Source organism: Amycolatopsis dongchuanensis (assembly GCF_039542405.1).
Lineage (GTDB): Bacteria > Actinomycetota > Actinomycetes > Mycobacteriales > Pseudonocardiaceae > Amycolatopsis_E > Amycolatopsis_E sacchari.
Genome location: NZ_BAABIB010000034.1, coordinates 1 through 22957 on the forward strand (window position 1 = coordinate 1; position 22957 = coordinate 22957).

25 protein-coding genes are annotated in these 22957 nt (G+C 70.8%); 17 read left to right on the forward strand and 8 right to left on the reverse strand.

The window, feature by feature from the left end; translation table 11 throughout:
- Window positions 1-183: 183 nt before the first annotated feature.
- Window positions 184-987: an IclR family transcriptional regulator gene (locus ABFX51_RS06310; protein WP_346052691.1), complete on the reverse strand. Its 804-nt coding sequence runs from the start codon at window positions 985-987 to the stop codon at window positions 184-186.
- A gap of 155 nt (window positions 988-1142) precedes the next feature.
- Between ABFX51_RS06310 and ABFX51_RS06315 the strand changes: the two genes are divergently transcribed.
- From ABFX51_RS06315 to ABFX51_RS06360, 10 genes are read left to right on the forward strand one after another with little or no spacing between them, the layout of a single operon-like run.
- Complete coding sequence (locus tag ABFX51_RS06315; RefSeq protein ID WP_346052693.1) at window positions 1143-2468, forward strand: MFS transporter; 1326 nt, start codon at window positions 1143-1145, stop codon at window positions 2466-2468.
- Window positions 2468-3274: an N-acyl homoserine lactonase family protein gene (locus tag ABFX51_RS06320; RefSeq protein ID WP_346052695.1), complete on the forward strand. Its 807-nt coding sequence runs from the start codon at window positions 2468-2470 to the stop codon at window positions 3272-3274. Before ABFX51_RS06315 ends, ABFX51_RS06320 begins: the two co-directional genes overlap by 1 nt.
- Complete coding sequence (locus ABFX51_RS06325; RefSeq protein WP_346052696.1) at window positions 3271-4092, forward strand: SDR family NAD(P)-dependent oxidoreductase; 822 nt, start codon at window positions 3271-3273, stop codon at window positions 4090-4092. The genes ABFX51_RS06320 and ABFX51_RS06325 overlap by 4 nt, the downstream gene beginning before the upstream one ends.
- A complete protein-coding gene (locus ABFX51_RS06330; RefSeq protein WP_346052698.1) occupies window positions 4089-4991 on the forward strand; it encodes an NAD(P)-dependent oxidoreductase in 903 nt (300 codons plus the stop codon). The genes ABFX51_RS06325 and ABFX51_RS06330 overlap by 4 nt, the downstream gene beginning before the upstream one ends.
- Window positions 4988-5380: a cupin domain-containing protein gene (locus ABFX51_RS06335; RefSeq protein WP_346052700.1), complete on the forward strand. Its 393-nt coding sequence runs from the start codon at window positions 4988-4990 to the stop codon at window positions 5378-5380. The genes ABFX51_RS06330 and ABFX51_RS06335 overlap by 4 nt, the downstream gene beginning before the upstream one ends.
- An 11-nt stretch (window positions 5381-5391) precedes the next feature.
- A complete protein-coding gene (gene pcaC / locus ABFX51_RS06340) occupies window positions 5392-5787 on the forward strand; it encodes a 4-carboxymuconolactone decarboxylase (RefSeq protein WP_346052701.1) in 396 nt (131 codons plus the stop codon).
- Window positions 5784-6683, forward strand: a complete 900-nt coding sequence (locus ABFX51_RS06345) for an NAD(P)-dependent oxidoreductase (protein WP_346052703.1) — start codon at window positions 5784-5786, stop codon at window positions 6681-6683. Before pcaC ends, ABFX51_RS06345 begins: the two co-directional genes overlap by 4 nt.
- Window positions 6680-7435, forward strand: coding sequence for a carboxymuconolactone decarboxylase family protein (locus ABFX51_RS06350; RefSeq protein ID WP_346052705.1), 756 nt, complete (start codon window positions 6680-6682; stop codon window positions 7433-7435). The genes ABFX51_RS06345 and ABFX51_RS06350 overlap by 4 nt, the downstream gene beginning before the upstream one ends.
- Window positions 7432-8220, forward strand: a complete 789-nt coding sequence (locus ABFX51_RS06355) for an N-acyl homoserine lactonase family protein (protein ID WP_346052706.1) — start codon at window positions 7432-7434, stop codon at window positions 8218-8220. The genes ABFX51_RS06350 and ABFX51_RS06355 overlap by 4 nt, the downstream gene beginning before the upstream one ends.
- A complete protein-coding gene (locus tag ABFX51_RS06360; protein WP_346052707.1) occupies window positions 8220-9185 on the forward strand; it encodes an Ldh family oxidoreductase in 966 nt (321 codons plus the stop codon). Before ABFX51_RS06355 ends, ABFX51_RS06360 begins: the two co-directional genes overlap by 1 nt.
- Here the strand turns inward: ABFX51_RS06360 and ABFX51_RS06365 are convergent, their stop codons facing one another.
- The 5 genes from ABFX51_RS06365 to ABFX51_RS06385 all read right to left on the reverse strand — a co-directional run bounded on the left by ABFX51_RS06365 (window position 9186) and on the right by ABFX51_RS06385 (window position 13840).
- Entirely contained in the window at window positions 9186-9545 is a 360-nt protein-coding gene (locus tag ABFX51_RS06365) for a pyridoxamine 5'-phosphate oxidase family protein (protein WP_346052709.1), read from the reverse strand.
- Window positions 9542-10672, reverse strand: coding sequence for a VanZ family protein (locus ABFX51_RS06370; protein ID WP_346052711.1), 1131 nt, complete (start codon window positions 10670-10672; stop codon window positions 9542-9544). The genes ABFX51_RS06365 and ABFX51_RS06370 overlap by 4 nt, the downstream gene beginning before the upstream one ends.
- Before the next feature lie 155 nt (window positions 10673-10827).
- Window positions 10828-12030, reverse strand: coding sequence for a metal-dependent hydrolase family protein (locus tag ABFX51_RS06375; protein ID WP_346052712.1), 1203 nt, complete (start codon window positions 12028-12030; stop codon window positions 10828-10830).
- Window positions 12027-12452, reverse strand: a complete 426-nt coding sequence (locus tag ABFX51_RS06380) for a GAF domain-containing protein (RefSeq protein WP_346052714.1) — start codon at window positions 12450-12452, stop codon at window positions 12027-12029. Before ABFX51_RS06380 ends, ABFX51_RS06375 begins: the two co-directional genes overlap by 4 nt.
- Window positions 12449-13840, reverse strand: a complete 1392-nt coding sequence (locus ABFX51_RS06385) for an MFS transporter (protein WP_346052716.1) — start codon at window positions 13838-13840, stop codon at window positions 12449-12451. The genes ABFX51_RS06380 and ABFX51_RS06385 overlap by 4 nt, the downstream gene beginning before the upstream one ends.
- Before the next feature lie 79 nt (window positions 13841-13919).
- On the opposite strand from ABFX51_RS06385, the gene ABFX51_RS06390 reads away from it, so the two are divergent.
- Window positions 13920-14837 (forward strand): MurR/RpiR family transcriptional regulator, encoded by a 918-nt coding sequence (locus ABFX51_RS06390; RefSeq protein ID WP_428832443.1) that lies wholly within the window; start codon window positions 13920-13922, stop codon window positions 14835-14837.
- Window positions 14838-15013: 176 nt separating this feature from the next.
- On the opposite strand, the gene ABFX51_RS06395 is transcribed toward ABFX51_RS06390, so the two are convergent.
- Window positions 15014-16372, reverse strand: a complete 1359-nt coding sequence (locus ABFX51_RS06395) for an APC family permease (RefSeq protein ID WP_346052720.1) — start codon at window positions 16370-16372, stop codon at window positions 15014-15016.
- Window positions 16372-17205, reverse strand: a complete 834-nt coding sequence (locus ABFX51_RS06400; RefSeq protein WP_346052721.1) for a carbon-nitrogen hydrolase family protein — start codon at window positions 17203-17205, stop codon at window positions 16372-16374. Before ABFX51_RS06400 ends, ABFX51_RS06395 begins: the two co-directional genes overlap by 1 nt.
- Window positions 17206-17311: 106 nt before the next feature.
- Between ABFX51_RS06400 and ABFX51_RS06405 the strand changes: the two genes are divergently transcribed.
- From ABFX51_RS06405 to ABFX51_RS06430, 6 genes are all read left to right on the forward strand, one after another.
- On the forward strand, window positions 17312-17914 hold the full coding sequence (locus tag ABFX51_RS06405) for a TetR/AcrR family transcriptional regulator (protein WP_346052723.1): 603 nt from the start codon (window positions 17312-17314) through the stop codon (window positions 17912-17914).
- A 68-nt stretch (window positions 17915-17982) separates the two neighbouring features.
- On the forward strand, window positions 17983-18987 hold the full coding sequence (locus ABFX51_RS06410) for an Lrp/AsnC family transcriptional regulator (protein WP_346052725.1): 1005 nt from the start codon (window positions 17983-17985) through the stop codon (window positions 18985-18987).
- Window positions 18984-19871: a polysaccharide deacetylase family protein gene (locus ABFX51_RS06415; RefSeq protein WP_346052727.1), complete on the forward strand. Its 888-nt coding sequence runs from the start codon at window positions 18984-18986 to the stop codon at window positions 19869-19871. Before ABFX51_RS06410 ends, ABFX51_RS06415 begins: the two co-directional genes overlap by 4 nt.
- The gene (locus ABFX51_RS06420) at window positions 19868-21148 is read left to right on the forward strand and encodes an MFS transporter (RefSeq protein WP_091505814.1); all 1281 of its coding nucleotides are present in this window, start codon (window positions 19868-19870) and stop codon (window positions 21146-21148) included. Before ABFX51_RS06415 ends, ABFX51_RS06420 begins: the two co-directional genes overlap by 4 nt.
- Window positions 21148-21927: an SDR family NAD(P)-dependent oxidoreductase gene (locus tag ABFX51_RS06425; RefSeq protein WP_091505812.1), complete on the forward strand. Its 780-nt coding sequence runs from the start codon at window positions 21148-21150 to the stop codon at window positions 21925-21927. Before ABFX51_RS06420 ends, ABFX51_RS06425 begins: the two co-directional genes overlap by 1 nt.
- Entirely contained in the window at window positions 21920-22912 is a 993-nt protein-coding gene (locus ABFX51_RS06430; RefSeq protein WP_091505811.1) for a ketopantoate reductase family protein, read from the forward strand. Before ABFX51_RS06425 ends, ABFX51_RS06430 begins: the two co-directional genes overlap by 8 nt.
- Window positions 22913-22957: the final 45 nt, after the last annotated feature.

Below are 22957 nucleotides of genomic sequence, written 5' to 3' on the forward strand. Positions count from 1 at the left end.
GGTGGCGCCGGTGGCGGCAGGAGCGCTTGAAGTCGAAAGCGACTCGACGGCGCGTCGGGCCATCCCGCCGACCCGGCCGCTGCCCGAATCGGCCCAGGCGCCGGGCGATCTCGCCCCGCGTCGCGCCCGAACCCGATGCCGAAGCATCCCCACTGACCGCCCGGGCCGAGACCCGCCTCGGCATCACCCCAAGGCCGCAGCCCTCACCCCACCCCGATACCCGAGCGTGGCGCTCAGCTTCGCCGCGCCTTGCATCACCATCTCCGCCAGCTGCTCCTTCGCCTCCTCCCGGAACCGCATCTCCGGGATGGTCAGCGTCAGGCTGCCGACGGCCGTCCCGTCGGCCCCCAGGATCGGTGCGCCGATGCCCCGCGAACCCGGGATCTTCTGCCCCCGCGAGAACGCGTACCCCTGCTGCCGGATGCACTCCAGCTCCCGCCGCAGCACGGCCGGGCTGGGCGCCTTTTCCCCCGAACCGGGCGCCGGGACGCGCTCCACGATGATCGCCTCGATCTCGTCCTCCGGCAGGAACGCCAGGATCGCCCGGCCCGACGCGCCCCAGTTCACCGGCACCGGCGCGTTCAGCTCGATCCGGTACGACAGCGGGTTCGGCGACGAGTGCTCGGCGGCGTAGATCATCTGGCGCCTCCGCGGCAGGTACACCCCCAGCAGGCACGCCTCCTGACTGCGCTCCACCACCTCCGCCAGCACCGGCCGCGCCAGCTTCACCAGGTCCTGCCGCGCCGCGAGCAGCGCCCCCAGCCGCTGGCACTCCGCCGTCGGCCCCCACCGCCGCGTCACCGGGTCCGGCTCGACCATGTCCTCCTTCGCCAGGAGGTCCAGCAGCCGGTGCACCGTGGGCCGCGGCAGCCCCAGCGTCTCCGTCAGCTCCGCGACACTGACGTCCTCACCCGCCTCGACCACGGCGCGCAACACCGCGACGACCCTCGCGACCGTACCCGTGGGAGGCTCCGAACCAGCTCGCATGGTGGACGAGGTTATCACTCAGCGGACAAAACAAAAGCCCTCCGACACATTGACAACTCGCGGAACCCGCGCCTAGCTTGAGCCTCAACCGTCCACTCAACGATTCCAATGTCCGCTGAGTGGACATCACCACCCGATCGCAGGAGTCGAGTGAGATGACAACGCTGTCGTCGGCCGGAACAGGCCGGATACGGCGCCGGGCGGCGCTCGCCGCCGGTGTCGGCAACTTCATGGAGTGGTTCGACTTCGCCGTCTACGGCTTCTTCGCACCCACCATGGGCAAGGTGTTCTTCCCGGACAGCAGCGCCACCGTGGGCCTGCTGTCGTCGCTCGCCGTGTTCGGCGTCGCGTTCTTCTTCCGCCCCGTCGGCGGGTTCGTGCTGGGCTCGCTCGGCGACCGCCGCGGCCGCCGGTTCACGCTTTCGTTGTCGGTGCTGATGATGGGCGTGACCACGACGCTCATCGCCGCGCTGCCCAGCTACCACGCCGTCGGCGTGCTCGCCCCCGTGCTGCTGGTCGTGCTGCGCTGCCTCCAGGGCTTCTCCGCGGGCGGCGAGTGGACCGGCTCGGCGGCGTTCCTGCTGGAGATCACGCCCAGCTCCCGCCGCGGTGTCTTCGGCAGCGTCATCTCGGCGACCGCCGCGCTCGCCACGGTCGCGGGCAGCTTCGTGGCTCTGCTCGTGCAGTCGGTGGTCAGCGCGGAGGACATGCTGAGCTGGGGCTGGCGCATCCCGTTCCTGATCGCCGCGCCGCTCGCGTTGATCGGCCTGTACGTGCGGCTGAAGCTGGACGAGACGCCGGTGTTCGAGGAGCTCAAGGCACTGGGCAAGGTGTCCGCCACTCCCCTGCGCAGCGCCGGGAAACGGAACCTCAAGCCCGTGCTGCTGACGCTCGCCATCGCGGCCGTGCAGGGCCTCGGCTTCTACTACCTGGCCACGTACGTCGTGAACTACCTGTCCCAGACCGTGCACCTGTCCCGCACCAACGCGCTGGTGCTCAGCGCGATCGGCCTGACCGTCTACATGGCACTGTGCCCGCTCGCGGGCGCGATCTCCGACCGCTACGGCCGCCGCCGGGTTAACCTCGCCGGCAGCATCGGTTACGTCGTGCTCGGGCTGCCCGCGTTCGTGCTGATGGGCCAGGGCGGCGTCGCGCCGGTGCTGCTGGGCATGCTGCTGCTCGTCGTGCCGCAGTCGCTGGTCAGCGTCACGACCGTGGTCATGCTCGTCGAGCTGTTCCCCGCCGCGACGCGCTCCAGCGGCAGCGCGACCGGGTTCAACATCGCACTGGCGTTCATCGCCGGGCCGGGCCCGTTCGTGGCCAGCGCGATCGCGAGCGCGACCGGCAGCAGTGTCTGGCCCGCTTCGTACATGGTGCTCGTGGCCCTCGTCGCAACCGTGTTCCTGGCGAAGTTCCTGCCGGAGACCGCGGGGCGTGACATCGGCGCCGAGGCACCCGCCGCCCGTGTGGAGGCGCACTGATGGACGACACCTACGAGGTGCTGGCCGTCCGGTTCGCCACCCGCGAGACGGTCGCCAGCCAGGTCTACCTCAACTACCACGTGTACGGCGAACCCGACCGCCCACTGCGGATGGACTACTACTTCTGGCTGCTGCGCAACGAAAAGCGCACGATCGTCGTGGACACGGGCTTCACCCCGGAGGTCGGCGAGCGGCGCGGGCGCACGATCACCTGCCCGGTTCCGGAAGCGCTTTCCCGGATCGGCGTCGACCCGGCGGCGATCGAACGGCTGGTGATCACGCACGCGCACTACGACCACACCGGCAATGTCGACTTGTTCCCCCACGCCGAGATCCTGATCTCGGCCAAGGAACTGGACTTCTGGACGGGCCCGTACGCCGAACGAGTCCAGTTCGGACATTCGGCGGAGTTCCCCGACATCGCGGGCCTCGTGAAGGCCGACGAGCAGGGCCGGGTGACGCGCCTGCCCGAGCGGTACGACCTCGCGCCCGGCATCGAACTGCGTGAGGTCGGCGGGCACACCCCCGGGCAGCTCATCGCCCTCGTCCGCACGGACAGCGGCACCGTGGTGCTCGCCTCCGACGCACTGCACTACTACGAGGAGCTGGAGCGCGACCGCCCGTTCGTCGTGGTCGCCGACCTCGCCGCGATGTACCGGGGGTTCGACGAGCTCGCCGCGCTCGCCGCGGAACCGGACACGGTGCTGCTGGCCGGGCACGACCCGCTCGTGCTCGACCGGTTCGAGCCGGTCGAAGACGGGTTCGCGGTACGCGTGAGCCCTGGCACGGAAAGGAAGCAGGCATGAAGGGCAAGGTGGCCGTGGTCACCGGCGCCGCGAGCGGGATCGGGGCGGCCACCGCGCGCCGCCTGTCCGACGCGGGCGCGAGCGTCGTCGTCGTGGACGTCGACAGCGAAGGCGCGCAGAAGATCGCCGCCGGGCTGCCCGGTCCGGCGCTCGCGGTGGGTGCGGACGTCTCCCGCGAGGAGGACGTCGAACGCTACGTCCAGGCGGCGCTGGAGAGGTTCGGCCGGATCGACCTGCACCACCTCAACGCGGGCATCACGGGCCCGTTCGTCGAGCTGCCCGACCTCGGCGCCGACGAGTTCGACCACGTGATGGGCGTGAACCTGCGCGGCCCGTTCCTCGGGCTGCGCGCGGCGTTCCGGCACTACCGCGAGCGGGGCACGGGCGGCGCGATCGTGCTGACCGCGTCGATCGCGAGCCTGCGCGGCAGCCACGACCTGCTCGCCTACCAGACGTCGAAGCACGGCGTGCTCGGACTGCTGCGTGGCGCCGCGATGTACGGCGGGCCGATGGGTGTGCGCGTGAACGCGGTCGCGCCCGGCCTGGTGCCGACGGGGTTGTTCACGGCCGCGAAGGACGCATCGGGCGGCGGCAACGACATGCTCCAGCGCGGCACGACGGTTCCGTTGCGCCGCACGGGAACTCCGGACGAGATCGCGGCCGTCGTGGCGTTCCTGCTGAGCGATGACGCGGCGTACGTGCACGGCGAGGTCGTGTCGGCCGACGGTGGGTCGGCGATCGTCAGCACGGTACGTCCCTCGGGTGGCGCCGGAGCGTGGGACACGACGGAAGTGGATCGACGGGGAGGAGACGCATGAGTGCGCCCAGGATCGGCGTGATCGGGCTCGGCAACATGGGCGGCCGGATCACGCGCCGGATCGTCGACAGTGGACAGCCGGTGCTCGGTTTCGACACGGTGGCGGGCAGAGCGGATGCCGTGGGCGCGCAGGCCGCGGCCTCCGTCGCCGAGGTCACCGAGAACTCCGACCACCTGCTGCTGTCGCTGCCCGACAGCAAGGTCATCGAGAAGGTCGTGCTGGGTGAGGACGGGGTGCTGGCGCACTGCCGCGAAGGGCAGATCGTGGTGGACCTCAGCACCGCCGCGCCTTCGTCCACGGTCAAGCTGCACGCGGCCTTCGCCGAGCGGGGCGTCGAGTTCGTCGACGCCGGGATCTCCGGCGGCGCGGCGGCCGCGGAGAAGGGCACGCTGACGCTCATGGTCGGCGGTTCCGCCGACGCGCTCGCGCGGCTGGAGAAGACGCTGGAACCGTTCAGCGCCAAGGTGTTCGCGATGGGCGGCAGTGGAGCCGGGCACACCACGAAGGTGCTCAACAACTTCCTCAACGCCGTCAGCCTCGCCGCCACCGCCGAGGTGCTCGTCGCCGGGCGCAAGGCCGGGCTCGACATGCACCAGCTGCTCGACGTGTTCAACGCCAGCACCGGCATCAACTTCGCGACGCTGAACCGGTTCCCGCACATCGTCGACGGCGACTACCTCGAAGGCGGGCTGACCAGCACGCTGATGATGAAGGACGTCGTGCTGTACGTGAACCGGCTGCGCGAGCTGGGCGTGCCGACGCTCAACGCCTCCGGGCCGATGGCCAGCTTCGCGCTGGCGCAGTCGCTGGGGTACGCGGACCAGATCAGCAACCGCGTGGTGGACGCGATCGGCGACGCGGCCGGCGGCGTCCGCCTGCACGACAAGGAGGACTCGTGAAAATCGTGCACGGCCGTCCCGACGGCGCGATGACCGAGGAACGGGGGGCCACCTTCGACGGCACGGTATGGGCGGACCCCGTCCTGCCGACCACGGACGGCGTCACCATCAACTCGATCTACTTCACCCCCGGCGCCCGCACGCACTGGCACCGCCACGAACGCGGGCAGATCCTCCAGGTGACCACCGGCAGCGGCTGGGTGTGCAGCGAAGGCGAAGCGCCCCAACGGCTCCAGCCCGGGGACGTGGTGTGGGTCCCGCCCGGCGAGCGGCACTGGCACGGCGCGAGCAGCGACTGCGCCATGGCCCACGTGGCGATCTCGCTCGGCACCACCCAGTGGGACACGCCGGTCAGCGAGGACGACTACCTCGCCGCCCACCAGCAGTGAACGGAGAAACGATGGATCAGGCACGGTTCGAAGCGGGACTCGCGACGCGGAAGGAGGTGCTGGGTGCCGAGCACGTCGAGCGGTCGCTGGCGAAGGTCACGGACTTCAGCCGCCCCGTGCAGGAGCTGGTCACCGAGTACTGCTGGGGTGAGGTCTGGACGCGGGACGGGCTGGAACGCCGCACGCGCAGCCTGCTGAACCTGGTGATGCTCACCGCGCTCAACCGGATGCACGAGCTCGCGGTGCACGTCCGCGGCGCGGTGCGCAACGGCTGCACGCAGAGCGAGATCCAGGAGGCGTTGCTGCAGACCGCGATCTACTGCGGGGTGCCGGCGGCGCTGGAGTCGTTCCGCGTCGCCGAACGGGTGCTCACCGAACTGGCCGAAGAGGGGGTCGAGGTCCCGTGACGCTGCAACCTGGGGCCACGCTCGGGTTCGTCGGGCTCGGCAACATGGGCACGCCCATGGTCCGCCGGCTCGTCGAGGCCGGGTACGAGGTGCGCGGCTACGACACGGATCCCGAGGCGCGGGACCGGGTGGCGGCGCTCGGCGCGACCGTTGTGTCCGAAGTGGACAAAGTCGCGGAAGGCGCGGACGCCGTACTGCTCATGCTGCCGAATTCCGACGTCGTGGAGCGGGTGCTGTACTCCGACGGGCTGCTGGAGGCCGCACGGCCTGGCACCGTCCTCGTCGACATGGGCTCGTCCCGGCCGCACTCGACGCGCACGGTCGCGGAGTGGGCGGCGAGCCGGGGAGTGCCGATGGTGGACGCGCCCGTGTCCGGCGGAGTCGGCGGCGCCGAGGCGGGCACGCTGACCGTGATGGCCGGAGGTGCGGCCGAGGACGTCGAACGCGTGCGGCCGGTGCTCGAACGCATCGGCGGCAAAGTGCAGCACGTCGGCGACGTGGGCGCGGGACACGCGCTCAAGGCGCTGAACAACCTCATGTCCGCCACGCACCTGCTGGTCAGCTCCGAGGCCCTGCTGGCGGGGCAGGAGTTCGGGCTGGACCCCGAGGTGATGCTCGACGTCGTCAACGGCTCCAGCGGGCGCAGCGGGTCGACCGAGGCGAAGTGGCCGAAGTTCGTGCTGCCCGGCACGTTCGACTCCGGGTTCGGGCTGCGGCTGATGCTCAAGGACATGCGGATCGCGGTGGACCTCGCGCGCGAAACGGGCCGGCCCTCGGCGCTCGGCGAGTCGGCCGTCGAGCTGTGGGCGAAGGCGGCCGAGGAGCTGCCGCCGACCGCCGACCACACGGAAATCGTGCGCTGGCTGCAGAACGAACACGGGAAGGGACGGCAATGACGGCGAGTCTGACGCAGCGGCAGGAAGAGCTGAAGGCCGAGTTCATCAAGGTGCGCGGGACGTGGAGCGACGCCTGGGAGGACATCCTCCGGCTGGACCCGGACTTCCTGGCGGCGTACCTGAAGTTCTCCGCGGTGCCGTGGCGCAAGAACCACCTGCCGGACAAGGTGAAGGAGTTCGTCTACATCGCCGCCGACGCGGCCGCCACCCACCTGTACACGCCCGGTGTCCGCCAGCACATCCGCGCCGCGCTGGCGTTCGGCGCGACCAAGGAGGAGATCATGGAGGTCATCGAGCTGACCTCCACGCTCGGCATCCACGCCTCGAACATCGGCGTCCCGCTGCTGCTGGAGGTGCTGGAGGAGGAGGGCATCCGCAAGGGGCCGAAGCCGCTCGACGCCGACCAGGAGCGGATCAAGGCCGAGTTCACCGAGAACCGCGGGTACTGGCACTCGTTCTGGGACGGCATCCTGGAGGTCGACCCGGAGCTTTTCGAGGCGTACACGGAGTTCTCGTCCGTGCCGTGGCGCACGGGTGTGCTGGAGCCGAAGGTGAAGGAGCTCATCTACACGGCGTTCGACGCGTCCGCGACCCACCTGTACGTGCCGGGGCTGAAGCTGCACATGCGCAACGCCGTGCGGTACGGGGCGACGCAGGAGGAGATCATGGAGGTGCTGGAGATCGTCAGCGTCGTGGGCATCCACGCCGCGACGGTCGCGGTGCCGATCCTGGTCGAGGAGCTGGGGCGGTGACCGGTTTCGAGGTCGTACAGGTCCGCTACGGCGAGCGGGTGACGCGCAAGAGCGCGGTGCTGCACGAGTACGCCTCCTACGGTCAGCCGGACGGCGACCTCCAGATGGACTACAACTTCTGGGTGCTGCGGGACGGCTCGCGAATCGTGCTGCTGGACACGGGCTACGACATCACCGAGCGCGACTGGCTCGGTGAGCAGCCGGTCATCTCCACACCGGATGCCCTGCGGCTGCTCGGCATCGACCCGCTCGACGTGTCCACTGTGGTCACTTCGCACTTCCACTACGACCACATCGGGCACCTCGGGTTGTTCACCAACGCCGAGGTCGTGTCGGGCGTGGCCGAACACGAGTACTGGTTCGGCAAGTGGCACCGCGGGGAGCTCGACGGCGAGTTCGCGACGGCAGGGCACCTGGAAGCCGTGCGGCGGGCCGAGAAGGAGGGGCGCCTGCGGCTGGTGACGGAGGAGACCGAGGTGGCGCCGGGCCTGACGGTCATCCCGGTCGGCGGCCACTCCCCCGGCGAGCTGCTGACGATCGTCGAGAGCCGGTCGGGGCCGCTGATCATGGCGGCCGACGCGGCGCACTTCTACGAACAGATCGAGAACGAGTGGCCGTTCTTCGCGTTCACGGACCTGGACGAGATGCGGCGGGCGCTGGCGTTGATCAACCGCCTGGCCGCCGACCGGAACGCCGCCGTGATCCCGGGGCACGACGGCCGGGTGCGGGACCGGTTCCCGGCGCTGGCCGGGCCGGCGGCCGCGGTCGCGACGGTGCTCGGCTGATGTTCGTGGCGGTGGACGAGGCGAGAGCCGTCGCGGTGGAGGCACTGCGACGGCTCGGCCTCTCCCCCGAGGAGGCCGCGATCACCGCGGACCACCTGATCGACTGCGAGTTGCGCGGGCTGGGGTACAGCGGGCTGGCGCGCATCCTCAGCATCGCGGACCGCGGAATCGGCTCCCCACGGCCGATTTCCGTGGTGCGGGAGAGCGCGGTGTCGGCCCTGCTGGACGGTGGTGACCGGCTCGGTTACGTGGTCGCGCAGCGGGCTCTCCAGATCGCGGTCGACAAAGCGACCGCGGCCGGGATCGCCATCGTGGGAGCGCACAACACGTACTACACGGGCATGCTGTCCTACTACGCCGAACAGGCGACGGCGCGGGACCTCGTGGTCCTGATCGCGTCCAACGCGACGCCGTGGGTCGCGCCGCACGGCGGCACGGAGGCGCGGTTCGGGACGAACCCGGTGTGCTTCGGGTTCCCCGGGGCGGACGGACCGGTGATCTGGGACATCGGGACGTCGGCGATCGTGCACGCGCAGGTCGTGCTCGCCGGGCGGCTGGGCGAATCCCTGCCGCCGGGCGTGGCGTTCGACGCGGCGGGCACGCCGACGACGGATCCGGCGGCGGCGCTGGCGGGGGCGTTCGCGCCTTGGGGCGGGCACCGGGGCAGCGGGCTGGCGATCGTCGTGCAGCTGCTGGGGGTGCTGGCGGGCTCGCCCATCCTGCCGGGTGAGCTGAGCGACTTCGGTTTCCTGGCCATCGCACTGAGGCCCGGCCTGCTGCGCTCCGCGGAGGACTTCAAGCGGGACGTTTCGGCTTACGCTCAGGCGATCCGTGCGACGCGGCCGTCGGGGGATGGTCCCGTGCGCATGCCGTTCGACCGCTCCGCGGCGGCGAGGGCGGAGGCGCTGGCGCGGGGCGGGTTCGACGTGCCGGAGGAGGTGCTCGCCGCGGTGCGGGCGCTGTGATCAGGGGTGGAGCAGCCAGCGCGCCACGGGGACCTCGATGAGCACCCGCGCCCCGAACGGCTCGATCTCCGCCGCCGCGTCCCAGCCGTCGTACTTCGTCGCCAGCGCGGTGAGCACGTCCTGCCGCAGGGTGCCGCGGTGCACCCGCGCCCTGCCCTCGGCGACCATCGGCGCGGCACCGTCTTCGAGCGCGAGACTCACCCGGGGATCGCGCTCGATGTTGCGCACCTTGACGTTGCGCGCGCCGCTGCCGATCCAGAACGTGCCGTCGAGGTGGACGAACCACACGGGCGTCAGGTGCGGCGAGCCGTCCGCGCGGAGCGTGCAGAGCCAGATGTTGCGTTCGTTCAGCCGGTTCACACCCGTGATTCTTCCGGCACCCGCTCCGGGACGATCGCCGTGTTGACCGTGCCCGTGAGCCGTTCGTAGGGGGCGCGGTGCTCGTCGTCGAGGAGGATGGCCAGCGGGGACCACACCACGACGACCACGACCGACGCGAGCAGGCCCACCGGGACCAGCAGCTGTTCCGGATGCGCGGCCAGGTTCCAGTCGAGGTTCACCAGCAGCCACAGCAACCACAGCGGCGAAAGCAGGATCCCGTTGCGCACCAGCAGCGACACGGGCCCCGCGCGGCAGCCGCTCGTGCGCCGGACCCGCAGCAGCATCGCGCGTTTGCCCGGCGTGGACCCCGTGAGCGTGGGCACCAGCACGAACCACACCAGCCCCAGCACGACGATCAGCGCCCGCCGGTGTCCGAGGCTCTCGCCGAACAACGTCAGGAGCCCGAACACGAACGCCAGCAACACGGTGAACGCGACGAGATCGGTGACCAGCGCGAACAACCTCCTCGGCACGGTGACCTTCGCGGCGTAACGCCGGCGGTCCCGTTCGGCGTCGAGCTCCGGGAGCACCTTCGCCAGCGGGCCACCCGCCAGCCAGCCCGCCGCGCCGCCCGCCGTGTTGAGGATGAGGTCGTCGACGCTGAACAGGCGGTACGGGCACGGGTAGACGAACCACAGCCCGGTCAGCTGCGTCAGCTCGAAGAACAACGACACCCCGAACGCGACGAGCACCGCGGGCAGAAAGCGCATTCTGGCCGCGTACCGCAGGAACACGCCGAGCGGCACCAGCATGACGACGTTCAGCGCCGTGGTCCAGACCGCGGGGTTGTGCAACAACGCCATCGGCCCGAAATGCCCGCGTGCCCGGTGGGCGATCACGTCGAGGAAGTTGAACGGGCGGAGCTGGGGGCTGCTGGCGTAGGTGGGTTCGGTGCAGTAGGCGCTGCCGTCGGGCAGCGGCACGATGGTCTGCATGGCGATGGCCAGCAGGTAGAACACGAACGCGTAGAACACGACGGCCGTCCGGCCGCCGGCCCGCCCGCGCCGCCGGTAGCCGACGACGGCGGCCGGGATCATGAGCACCAGCGCGACGAGGGGGAACAGCACCAGCGCGGTCTGGACGGGGAGGAGGTACGTGGCGGCCACGGCGGGGGAATACCCCGCTTCCGCCGCGCCCACGCCATCCGGGTGGCGCTGGGGCCTCGGGTGCGGCCGGCGGATCACGCGCCGCCGCGGCACCGATCACGCACGGCAGGGGCCTGGTGCGGCCCGTCGCACGACGAGCCGCACCGCCCCCAGCCTCACACCACGACGTCCCCGCCCTGCACGACGTGCCGGATGTGCTTCGGGTCCGCGAGCACACCGGCATCCGCCAGCGGATCACCCTCCACGACGACCAGGTCGGCGTGCGCGCCCGGGCGCAGGGTGCCGATCTCACCGGCCATGTTCACCAGCTCCGCCGCCACCGTCGTGGCCGAGCGGAGGACCTCCAGCGGGGTCTGGACCTCCGCACGCAGCCGGAACTCCGTGTTCTGGTGCCGGTGCATCCCGCCGAGCAGATCCGTGCCGTACACCAGCTTCACGCCGCCGCGCGCGGCCCGCTCCAGCGCGGCCAGCCCCGCACCGAGCACGTCGTCGACCTTGCGCCAGCTCGCCTCCGGCAGGCCGAACTCGCGCCCCTCCTCCTTGAGCGCCCAGTACGTCACGAGCGTGGGCACCAGGAAAGCGTCGTGCTCGCGGAACAGCTCGACGCTGCGGTCGTCCAGCAGGTTCCCGTGTTCGATCGACCGGACACCCAGCTCCAGCGCGCGGTTCACGGCCCGTGCGGTGTAGGCGTGCGCGGCGACGTACCGGTTCGCCGCCTCCGCCTCCTCCACCACCGCGCGCATCTCCTCAGCCGAGTACTGCGTGGAATCGATGCGGTCGGTCGGCGACGCGACGCCGCCGGAAGCCATGATCTTGATGTGGTGTGCGCCCTTGCGCAGCTCGTCCCGGGCGGCGGCCCGCACGGCGTCCACCCCGTCGGCGATGCGGCTGAGGCCCGCGCAGCACGGGTGGTCGTCGTGCCGGTGGGTGCCCCTGCTCCGGCTGTCGCCGTGCCCGCCGGTCTGGCTCAGCGCCCGCCCGCAGAACAACAGCCGCGGCCCGCGGAACAGCCCTTCGGCCTGGGCGTCGGCGAGACCGTAGTCCGCGCCGGACGCGTCCCGCACCGTGGTGAACCCGCGGGACAACATCGCGCCCATCGTCCGCGCGCTCTGCAGGGCCACATAGGACGGTGCGGTCGACGGCAACGAACCGAGATCCGCGGTCGAGGCGGTGACGTGCACGTGCGCGTCGATCAGCCCGGGCAGCACGACGGCGCCCCGCAGGTCCTCGGTGCGGACGTCCGCCGTCAGCCCCCGGCCGGTTTCGACGATCCGCCCGTCGGCACACCGCAAGTCGCCCTCGGTGTACTCGCCGGTCTCCGGGTCGAGCAGGAGTGCGTTGCGCAGCAGCAGGTTCACCGCAGCTCCCGCAGCGCGGACACGGCCAGCGGCGCGAGCTTCACCGCCGCCTCGACGGAGGCCTCGTCGTAGGCGCCCTCCGCGTCGAGGATCGCGAGCGCGCCCAGCGTCTCGCCCCCGTCGACCACTGGCACGTTGATCACCGCGCCGCAGCCGAGTGAGTCGATCAGCTCGTGGTCGGCGAACACCTCGCGCACCGACGCCAGGTCCGGCCCGAAGAACGGCTCCTGCCGGACGATGCACCGCTCCAGCCAGCCACCGGTGATCTCGACGCTCTTCTCGCCGCCGACCGGGTACTCCTCGGGGTGGCTGGTGTGCACCCGGCGCATCGTGCGCCGCTCGGGGACCCAGGCGAGCACGGTGAACAGCCGTGCGCCCACCTCCGCTCGCACCTTTTCCTCCACAGTGGACAGATCAGTCACTTGTTCAGCTCCTTCGTGACGGCGACGGGGGCGCCGGACTCGGTCAGTTCCTCCAGCGAGCGGCCCGCGGTGGACAACCCGAAGACCACCACGCACAACACGCCCAGCACCAGCACCGCGGTGGTGAGGCCGAACACCCCGCCGAACCCGAGGCTCGCGGCGGACACGCCGATGATCGTCGGCGCGAGGATGCTGCCGACGCGGCCGAACGCGCTCGACAACCCGGTGCCCGTGGCGCGGATCCACGTCGGGAACACCTCCGGCGTGTACGAGTACACCCCGGCATAAGTGCCGTTGAGGAAGAACGACAGCACCGCACCGGCGAGCGTGATCGACCACGGCGCGTTCATCTGGCTCAGCCAGAAAGCGCTTACCGCCGAGCCGGTGAGGTACAGCGCGATCGTGTGCTTGCGGTCGAGCCGCTCGGACAGCCACGCCGCGGAGAAGTAGCCCGGCACCTGCGCGAGGTAGATGATGATGGAGAACTCGAAGCTCTTCGTCACCGTGATCCCGCGCTCCACGAGCAGGGTGGGGATCCAGGAGAAGAAGCCGTAGTACGAAAAGGTGATGACGAACCAGACCGCCCAGATCACCGCGGTGCGCCGGGCCATCGCCGGGCTCCACAGGAACTTCAGCGCGGTGAGCAGGTTGACCTTCGGCGTCTCGGTCATGGGCTGCGCCGCGGCCTCGGGCACCGGCGGCAACGGTGCCTTCGTGGCCTTTTCGACCGCCCGCTCCAGCCGCGCGACGACCTGTTCGGCCTCGGCGGTCCGGCCCTGGGCGAGCAGGAAGCGCGGCGATTCCGGCAGGGAACGGCGCCACCACAGCAGGAGCGCGATCGGCAGCGCGGTGATCACCTGCGCCACGCGCCAGCCCTCGGGCACGGCCGACACGACGAACCGGCCGATCAGCGCGGCGGCGACGAACCCGAACGAGAAGAACCCGGCGAGCGCGCCGACGAACCAGCCGCGGCGTTTCGCGGGCACGAACTCCGACAGGAACGGCGCGATGATGGCGCTTTCCGCGCCCGCACCCGCCCCGGCGAGCACGCGCGAGGCCAGGAAGATCTCGTAGTTCGGGGAGAACGCGGCGACCACGGAGAACACCGCGTAGAACGCCAGCGCGTACATCATGACCTTCTTGCGGCCGACGCGGTCGCCGAGCAGGCCGGCCGCGATCGCGCCGAAGAGGAAGCCGAACGGCGTCGCGGAGCCGATCAGCCCCAGCTCACCGTTGCTGAGCTGCCACACGGATTTGACGCTGGGCAGCAGGAACGCGACGACGGCGGAGTCCATGCCGTCGAACGTGTACCCGAGCCCGCCGATGAGCAGCAGGAGGTAGTGCGGCCGGGCCAGCGGCAGCCGGTCGAGTCGTGCCAGGAGCGTCATCCCAACGCCTTCCGGAAGGGGACCACCAGGAGTTCCGACAACGTATCCTGCAGATTCGCGAAACTGCAATACGCTTTGCATGCTTGTAACAGTGGGATACGGTGCGCGGGTGGCGGACAGGAGGAACCTCGACGGGTTCGAGGAGTGGCTGCGCGCACGCGTGCCGCAGCGTGGGCTGCGCCCGAAGTCGGCCGCGGTGGTGGAGGTCCTGGTCTCGCGGCCGCGTGAGGCGTCGTTCGGCTCGACGGCGGACCTGGCGCGGCTCGCGGGGGTCAACGTCGCGACGGTGACGAGGACGGCGCAGGCACTCGGGTTCGCGGGATGGCCGGCGTTGCAACAGGAGTTGCGGGCGCGGTACCTGTCGTCGCTGAGCGCGCCCGAGGTCGCCGAGGAGCACCACGGCGTCGGCTCGCCCGCGTCGGCCGCGTTGCGCCGGGACCTCGACGGGCTCGCGTTGCTGAACCGGCGGTTCGACGAGGCGGAGATCCGCGAGGTGGCGGAGGCGATCGCCGGGGCGCGGCGCACGGTGGTGATCGCGGACGGCAGCTACGCGGCGGTGGGCATCGCTTTCGCCCACAACGCTCGGCTGGCGGGGTACGACGTGCACGCCATCATGGCGGGCGACGCGGAACTGGCGAACGCGACGGCGAAACTGACCGCGGAGGACGCCTTCGTGGCGATCAGCTTCTGGCGCCTGTACGAGAGCACGGTGCTGGCGGCGAACGAGGCACACGACCGGGGAGCGCGTGTCTTCGCGATCACGGACGCGGCGAGCCCGGCGCTGGCGGAGGCGGCGGAGCGGGTGCTGATCGTGCCGGCCGAGGGGGTGACGTTCTTCCCGTCGCTGACCGGCGGGATGGCACTGGCCCAGGCGATCGTGGCGCAACTGGCGGCCGTGGACCCCGCGAGGACGGGCCGGTCGATCGAGGCCGCGGAGGCGATGTGGTCCCGGTTCGACCTCCTGCACCGGCGGCCAGGCGGGAAGTCGGTGCCGTGAGGGGGCTCGGCGTCGGGGGCTGGTGGCAGATCTGCGGTCCGACCTGCTCCGCTGTGGCGGCCTCCGATCCGCGCGCCCGGACGACATCCTGAACCCATCACTTGTGGCGCCACCAAGTCGTGCCCGGGGGGCGGTGGTCCCGTACCGCCCCCCGGGCACGGCGAAACACCAGGTGCTCAGGAAGCGCTTTCCCGCACCGGCTCCGGCGTCTGCTCGCTCAGGTCGAACTCCGGTGGCGCCTTGCGGAAACCCCGCGTCAGCACGGCGAGGTAGACCACCCCGAGCGCGAGCCAGCCGAGCCCGAGGTACCGGGCGACCGGGCTGAGCTGCGTCAGCAGGTACACGTCCACCGCGGCGCCGGCGAGCGGCACCAGCACGTGCGTGAACACCGACGGCCGCGCGCCCTTGCGCCGCTGCCGGACGAAGTACGCGATCACGCACAGGTTCACCAGCGTGAAGCCGAGGAACGCGCCGAAGTTGATGAACGACGTCGCCGTCTCGATCGACAGGTTCAGCGCGAGCAACGCGGCCGCGCCGATCAGCAGCAGGTTCGGCACCGGCGTGCGCAGCTTCGAGTGCAGGTGCCCGAAGAACCGCCGCGGCAGCACGCCGTCGCGCCCCATGACGTAGAGCAGGCGGCTCGTGCTGGCCTGGATCGTCAGCCCGGAGGCGAACCCGCCGACGAGCGTCACGACGTTGATGATGTCCGCGAAAACCTTGCCGCCCACCAGGTTCGACAGCGCGTAGCCCGCCGAGGACGGGTCGTCGAACTGGGCACCCGGGTGCACCCACTGCATCACGAACGACAGCCCCACGAAGATCACGCCGCCCGCGAGCACGGTCAGCACGATCGCCCGCGGGATCGTCCGCCGCGGGTTGCGCGTCTCCTCGCTCAGCGTGCTCACCGCGTCGAAGCCCAGGAACGAGTACGCCGCGATCGCCGCCCCCGCCGAGATCACCGTGATGCCCGAAGCGGGGTTCCAGAACGCCGTGCCGGCCGAACCGGTCGAGCCGCCCGCGAGGTAGTGCACGCAGAAACCCACCAGCACCAGCAACCCGAGGAGCGTCAACCCCATCAGCACGCGGTTGACGCGGTCGGCCACCACGAGCCCGAGCACGTTGATCCCGGTCGTGAGCACGATGTTGACCACCAGCCACGCCCATACCGGCACGGCGGGGAACTGCGCGTTGAGGTACACCGACTGGATCAGCCACGCCACCATCGGCAGGAAGAAGTAGTCCAGCAGGATCGCCCAGCCGGCGAGGAACCCGACGCGTGCGTCGAGCATCTTGCGCGCGTAGGTGTAGACCGAGCCCGACACCGGGAACAGCTTCGCCATCTTGCCGTAGCTGAGCGCGGTGAGCAGCATCGCGAGCGTCGCCACGAGGTAGCCGCTCGGCGCGGAGCCGTGCGTGGCGACCGCGATCACGCCGAACGTCGACACCACGATCGACGGCGACATGTAGCAGAGCCCGAACACGACGACCCCGGGCAGGGTCAGCCGTGCGGTCAGTTTCGTGTCCTGGTCGGCCATCACAGGCTCCTGTCTTCCGGCGCCCAGCGGGCGGGGTCGAGCACCCCGGAGTACAGCGGCAGTGCCAGCGGCTGCTCGTCCGGTGACCACTGCGCCCACGGGCGGTTGAGCCCGGCGGTGCCGTACCTTCGGACGGTTTCGACGGCGGCCAGGTCGACCACGTCGGTGAGGACGGTCGCCTCGGCGCCCGCGGCCTCCGCGCGCACGGTGCCCTCGGGGTCGACGAGCAGGCTGCGTCCGACACCGTGCGGGGCGGCGGCGTTGAGGCTCGCGACGAACACCTGGTTGACGATCGCGTTCGCGCGGGCCAGCACCAGTTCCTGCGTGCGGTCCACAGTGGGCGTCTGCACGAAGTTCAGCACCAGCTCGGCACCCATCCACGCGAGGTGCCGGGTGCTCTCCGGGAACCACGCGTCGTAGCAGATGGACAGTCCGATCCGGCCGAACCCGGGCATGTCGAACACGACGAAACGGTCACCGGGCTTGGTCTTCTCGTAGGGCCGCCACGGGAAGATCTTGCGGTAGGACGCCACGCGGCGCCCCTCCGGCGAGTACACCACGGCGGTGTTGTAGATCTCGCCGTCGTCGCCGCGCTCGTAGACGCTGCCGGGCGCGAGCCACAGGCCCAGGTCGCCCGCGAGCTGCGCGAGCGCGCGGTCACGCGGGCCGTCGAGCGGTTCCGCGTCCTCCATCCGCTCGCACAGGTGCAGTTCGGGGTGGACGACGAGGCGCACGTGCGGCCGGTCCTGGCCCAGCTGCCGCACCTCGGCGGCGTACTCGTCGAAGGTCCGCGTCGGCGCCTGGACGAGTGCCAGCGGAAGGGGTCTGCTCATGGGAAAGGTCCTCGGAACGGAGGGAGCCGGAAAGTTAAACGAAATTTAGATAACGAACTCGGCCGTGTCAACAGGGGTCTCAGGAACTCCGTGCGACGATTCGGACATGCCGCGCCCCCGCAACCAAACGGCCCGCCGGGCCCAGCTCATCGCCGCCGCCACCCAGACCGTGCTGGAGCACGGCGCGGCGCAGGCGCGGCTGCGGGACATCGCGCAGCAGGCCGGGCTGACCCCGGCGTCGGTGCTGTACTACTACCCTGACGTGCACGAGCTGTTCACCGCCGTGCTGACGCAGGGCAGCGAGATGTACTGCGAGGGGCGGGAGCAGGAAATCGCGCGGTTTTCCACCGCCGCGGACCGGCTTCGGGCGTGCATCCGGTCCGGTGTGCCGCGTCCGGGCGAGACGGCGGACGCCAGCCGCGTGCTGTACGAACTCGCGCCGGTGGTGCTGCGCAACGAAACCGCGGCGGCGGAGTACAAGCGGTTCATCGACCGGCAGACCGCGCTGTACCACCGCGTGCTCACCGACGGTGAGCGCTCGGGCGAGTTCCGTCCCGTCGACGACGTCGCCGTACTGGCGCGCAGCTTCGTCGCACTCGAGGACGGTTACGGGCTGGACGTGCTGACCGGTGATCTCGCCGCGGACGAGGTGGAACGGCGGCTGCTGCTCCACGCCCGCCTCACGCTGGAAGTAGACCTCACCACGTGACGCAGTGATGCAATTTTCCTTCAGCCTGTATCTTGACGTGACGGATTCTTGCACGAAGAATCGGTGACGTGCAGAACGACGCCAAGGGGCGCAATCTCGACCGGCGCATCGCCGCGGCGCTCCAGCTCAACGGCCGGGCCGGCTGGAGCGCGATCGCGCGGCACGTCGGCGCGAGCGAGTCCACCGTGCTGCGACGGGCCGCGCAACTGACCGAGTCGGGGCAGCTGCGGGTGATCGGCGTGGTCGACGTGCTCCGCTGCGGTCTCGGCGTGCCCGTGCTCGTCCGCGCGCGGTGTGCCCCCGGCACGGTCGGTGACGTCGCCGAGGCGTTCGCGGCGCGGCCCGACGCCCGGTATGTCAGCGTGCTCGCCGGCAGCGCCGACTGCGTCGCGGAACTCGTGCTGCCCTCCTACGCCGACCTCGCCGACTTCCGGCTGCCCGCGGGGAATGCGCTGCTGGAGACCGAGACGCTCGCGGTGATCCGGACGTTCACGTCCAACCACGACTGGAACTCCGGCGAACTCGACGAGCCCGCGGTGACGGAGCTGCGGGGCGGTGACGCGCGGCCGTTCGAGGAGCAGCACTGGGAAAACCCGCCCGAGAAGCTGGACGAGCTGGACCTGGCGATCTGCGCCGCGCTCGGCGAGGACGGCCGCATGTCCGCCAAGGACCTGGCGCGCCAGGTGGGCACGAGTGAGTCCACTGTGTCCCGTCGGATGGAATCCTTGGTGCGCCGGGGATGCCTGCGGTTCCGCACGCTCGCCGAACCGGCATTGTTCGGCTTCACGGTGGAGTTCATGCTGTGGCTGTCGGTGCTGCCGTCCGCATTGGACGCCGCCGGACAGCAGCTGGCGGCCCACCCCGCCACCAAGTACCTGTCCGCGACCACCGGCCGGTTCAACCTCGCCGGACAGGTCGTGCTGCGGCACCACGGCGAGCTCTACCGGTACACCACCGACGTCGTCGGCGCACTGCCGGGCCTGCAGGCGGCCGACGTGACGCTGCAGGTCAAGACCCTCAAACGTGCCTGGGCCCCGACCCCGGCGACCCGAGTGAACCTGGAGAAACCGTGAGCGAGCAACAACCTTGGCAGTGGGACGAGGCGACGTGGCGGGGGCACGTCGAGCACGTCCGGGCGGGCCGTCCGCTGCGGCCGTCGTCGTGGCCCGGTGGCGCGAAGGTCGCCGTGGCACTGTCGTTCGACTCCGACCACGAGACGCCCGCGCTGCGGGACGGCGAGGTGCTGCCCGGCAAGCTCGCGCAGGGCGAGTTCGGCGCCCGCGTCGGCGTGCCCCGCATCCTGCGGCTGCTCGACCGGTTCTCCGCGCCCGCCTCGTTCTACATGCCTGCCGTGTCGGCGTTGCTGCACGACGGCGAAGCGAAGTCCTATGTGGATGCCGGACACGAAGTCGCGCTGCACGGCTGGATCCACGAGCGCAACACCGCACTGTCCGAACAGGACGAACGCGAGCTGGCGTTCCGCGCCGCGGACACGCTCGAAAGCCTGACCGGCGTCCGGCCCGTCGGCATCCGCACGCCCTCGTGGGACTTCTCGGCGAACACGCTCAAGATCACGCGCGAGCTGGGGCTGCGGTACGACTCGTCGCTGATGGCCGACGACGACTGCTACGAGCTGCTCGCCGACGGTGAACCGACCGGCATCGTCGAACTCCCCGTGGAGTGGATCCGCGACGACGCCCCGTATTTCATGATGGACCGCTTCGCGTCGCTGCGGCCGTACACACCACCGCGCGGGGTGCTGTCGATCTGGCGCGACGAGTTCGACGGCGCGTACGCCGACGGCGGCATCTTCCAGCTGACGATGCACCCGCACATCATCGGCCACCGCTCGCGGATCGCCGTGCTGACCGAGCTGCTGGAGTACATCTCCGGCCACGAAGGCGTCTGGTTCGCCACGCACGCGCAGATCGTCGACCACGTGCTGGCGGCGTCATGACCGTCACGACCCCCGCCACCCACCGGTTGACGACCCACCAGCGCAAGGCGATCGTCGCGGGCGCCATCGGCAACACCGTCGAATGGGTCGACTGGGCGGTCTACGCGACGTTCGCGCCGGTCTTCGCGAACCAGTTCTTCGCCAAGGGCAACGAAACCACGGCACTGCTGTCCACTTTGGCCGTCTTCGCCGTCGGCTTCGTCATGCGCCCCATCGGCGGCGCGGTGCTCGGCGCCTACGCCGACCGCCACGGCCGCAAGAAGGGCCTCACGCTCACCATCTCCCTGATGGCCGGTGCGTCGCTCGTCATCGCCGTGTGCCCGACATACGCCAAGATCGGCGTGCTCGCCCCCCTGGTGTTGCTGCTCGCGCGGCTCGTGCAGGGGTTCTCGGCGGGCGGCGAGTTCGGTTCGTCGTCGGCGTTCCTGATCGAGTCCGCGGCTCGCGGGCGCCGGGCGTTCGCCGGGTCGTGGCAGCAGGTTTCGGTCGGTGCCGGTGCGCTCATCGCGTCACTGCTGGGCACGATCCTGAATTCCACTTTGGACACCGACGACCTGCACGGCTGGGGCTGGCGTCTGGCGTTCGCGATCGCCGGCCTGCTCGGGCTCGTCGGGCTGTGGTTGCGCCGGTCGGTGCACGAAACCGAGGCGTTCCAGCGGATCGAGCGCGGCCCGCGCCGGAACCCGCTCGTCGCGATGGTGCGTGACCACCCGGGCGCGGCCCTGCGCGTCGCGGGCATCACGATCGCGGGCACGCTGATCTACTACGTGTGGGTCACGTACATGCCGACGTACGCCCACCTGGCGACGGGAATCCCGCTCAACCAGGCGTTGCTGGCCAACACCCTGGCGATGGTCGTGTTCCTCGTGCTGCTGCCCTTCGGCGGCCTGCTGTCCGACCGGATCGGCCGCAAGCCGACGCTCACCGCGTTCGCCGCCGGGTTCCTCCTGTTCGCGTGGCCCGCGTTCCACTTCCTGGGCAACAGTTTCTGGAGCGTGCTGGTCATCGAGATCATCGGGCTGGTGCTGATCGTCGGCTACTCGGCGAACTGCGCGGTGATCATGGCCGAACAGTTCCCGCCGGAGGTGCGCACCACCGGGATCGGGCTGCCGTACGCGTTGTCGGTCGCCCTGTTCGGCGGCACCGCGCCGTACGTGACGACGTGGATGAACGCGCACCACTTCGGCGGGCTCGTGTGGGTCGACGTCGCGGTCGCCGCCGTGATCGGCATAGCCGTGTACCTCACGATGCCCGAAACCAAGGGGAAGGAGCTGTAGTGCGGCATGTGCTCGTCACCGGAGCGGGCGGAGGGATCGGGGCCGCGATCGCGGACCGGTTCGCTGCGGACGGCTGCCGGCTGACCTTGTCCGACTACCGCGCGGACGAACTGGCCTCGGTGGCCACCGGGCTGCGCGAGAAGCACGGAGTGGACGTGTCCGAGCTGCCCGGTGATCTCGCCGAGGCGGCGTTCGCCGAGGAACTGGTGCCACGGGCGGGAAAGCTCGACGTGCTGGTGAACGCGGCGGGCATCTACCCCGCGACCCCGTTGCTGGACATGACGGCCGCGACGTGGGACCGCGTGCAGGACGTGAACGTACGCGCGGCCATGCTCACGACTGTCGCTTTTGGACGGCAGGGCGGACCGGGTGCGGTGGTCAACATCTCCTCCGGTGCGGCGACGCGGGCGCGCCCCGGCGCGGCGCACTACGCCACGTCCAAGGCGGCGCTGGAGATGCTGACCAAGGCGTGCGCGGTGGAACTGGGCGGGGCGGGTATCCGCGTGAACGCCGTGAGCCCCGGTTTCGTCACCGTGGACAGCCCGGCGAACCCAGTGACCGAGGAGTACGCGGCGGCGGTTTCGGTGAACCCGCTGGGGCGCCGGGGTTTGCCGGCCGACATCGCGGAGGCGGCGTACTGGCTCGCCGGGGACCACGCGAACTGGATCACGGGTGCGGTGCTGCGGGTCGACGGTGGGTCGACCGCGGGCGCGCCCTCGTTGCCGCTGCACTGGGACGGGCAGACCGCCGTGCAGCAGGGAGGACACAGTCATGGCTGAGTACACGGTCGTCGGTGGTGGTGCGATCGGTGGCACGCTCGCGTTCCACCTGGCGCGGGCAGGGCACCGGGTGCTGATCGTGGACGCCGACGAGGCGCACGTGGCGGCGATCCGGTCGAACGGACTGGTGCTGCGCGGCCCGGACGGGGACGCACGGGTGAGCATCGAGGCGGTGGTCCCGGACGCGGCCCCGGCGGAGCTGCGCGGGGTGCTGCTGGCGGTGAAGGCGCAGGCGACGGCGGGGGTGCTGTCGTGGCTGGAGCCGCGGCTGGCGTCCGACGGTTTCGTGGTTTCACTGCAGAACGGGCTCAACGAAAGGCTGATCGCGTCGGTCGTCGGTCCGGAAAGGACGGTCGGCGCGTTCGTGAACCTGTTCGCGGACGTCGTGGAGCCTGGCGTGGTCCGGGACGGCGGGCAGGGCGCGCTCGTCGTGGGTGAGCCGGACGGGCGGATTTCGGAGCGGGTGGAGCGGATCGTCGCGGACCTGCAGGCGTGGGGCCCGGCGAAGGCGACGGACAACGTCGAGGGCTACCTGTGGGCGAAACTGGGCTTCGGGGCGATGCTGACGACGACGGCGCTCGCGGACGCGCCGATGGCGGAGCTGATCGACCGGCACCGCCCGTTGATGCACGCGATCACGGCGGAGGTGCTGGCGGTGGCGCTCGCCGGCGGGCGGCGGCTGGAGGCGTTCGACCAGTTCGACCCGGCGGCGTACGTCCCCGGCTCGACGGCGCAGGACGCCGCGACGGACCGGCTGACGGCGTGGCTGCGCACGATGCCGAAGGACCGCAGCGGCATCTGGCGGGACATCGCGGTGCGGCACCGCCCGGTGGAGGTGCACGACCACTACGGCCCGGTACTCGCGGAGGCGGCTTCGCGGGGTGTGCCGGTGCCGCTGCTCACCGCGATGCTCGAACGGCTGCGTGCGGTGGAGACCGGCGAGGCGGCGATGTCGGAGCAGCACCTGGTCGAGCTGGGGCGATGAGTTCCGGGCTCGGCTGTGGTCTCCTCAGGTAGACGCCTTGAGGAG

What these genes read in the sequence shown, in the direction of transcription:
- ABFX51_RS06405 (WP_346052723.1), top strand. Translation starts at nt 17,312, where the DNA reads ATGCCGCGCCCCCGCAACCAAACGGCCCGCCGGGCCCAGCTCATCGCC.
- ABFX51_RS06400 (WP_346052721.1), bottom strand. Translation starts at nt 17,205, where the DNA reads ATGAGCAGACCCCTTCCGCTGGCACTCGTCCAGGCGCCGACGCGGACC.
- ABFX51_RS06390 (WP_428832443.1), top strand. Translation starts at nt 13,920, where the DNA reads ATGCTTGTAACAGTGGGATACGGTGCGCGGGTGGCGGACAGGAGGAAC.
- pcaC (WP_346052701.1), top strand. Translation starts at nt 5,392, where the DNA reads ATGGATCAGGCACGGTTCGAAGCGGGACTCGCGACGCGGAAGGAGGTG.
- ABFX51_RS06360 (WP_346052707.1), top strand. Translation starts at nt 8,220, where the DNA reads ATGTTCGTGGCGGTGGACGAGGCGAGAGCCGTCGCGGTGGAGGCACTG.
- ABFX51_RS06395 (WP_346052720.1), bottom strand. Translation starts at nt 16,372, where the DNA reads ATGGCCGACCAGGACACGAAACTGACCGCACGGCTGACCCTGCCCGGG.
- ABFX51_RS06385 (WP_346052716.1), bottom strand. Translation starts at nt 13,840, where the DNA reads ATGACGCTCCTGGCACGACTCGACCGGCTGCCGCTGGCCCGGCCGCAC.
- ABFX51_RS06320 (WP_346052695.1), top strand. Translation starts at nt 2,468, where the DNA reads ATGGACGACACCTACGAGGTGCTGGCCGTCCGGTTCGCCACCCGCGAG.
- ABFX51_RS06420 (WP_091505814.1), top strand. Translation starts at nt 19,868, where the DNA reads ATGACCGTCACGACCCCCGCCACCCACCGGTTGACGACCCACCAGCGC.
- ABFX51_RS06315 (WP_346052693.1), top strand. Translation starts at nt 1,143, where the DNA reads ATGACAACGCTGTCGTCGGCCGGAACAGGCCGGATACGGCGCCGGGCG.
- ABFX51_RS06430 (WP_091505811.1), top strand. Translation starts at nt 21,920, where the DNA reads ATGGCTGAGTACACGGTCGTCGGTGGTGGTGCGATCGGTGGCACGCTC.
- ABFX51_RS06310 (WP_346052691.1), bottom strand. Translation starts at nt 987, where the DNA reads ATGCGAGCTGGTTCGGAGCCTCCCACGGGTACGGTCGCGAGGGTCGTC.
- ABFX51_RS06350 (WP_346052705.1), top strand. Translation starts at nt 6,680, where the DNA reads ATGACGGCGAGTCTGACGCAGCGGCAGGAAGAGCTGAAGGCCGAGTTC.
- ABFX51_RS06330 (WP_346052698.1), top strand. Translation starts at nt 4,089, where the DNA reads ATGAGTGCGCCCAGGATCGGCGTGATCGGGCTCGGCAACATGGGCGGC.
- ABFX51_RS06325 (WP_346052696.1), top strand. Translation starts at nt 3,271, where the DNA reads ATGAAGGGCAAGGTGGCCGTGGTCACCGGCGCCGCGAGCGGGATCGGG.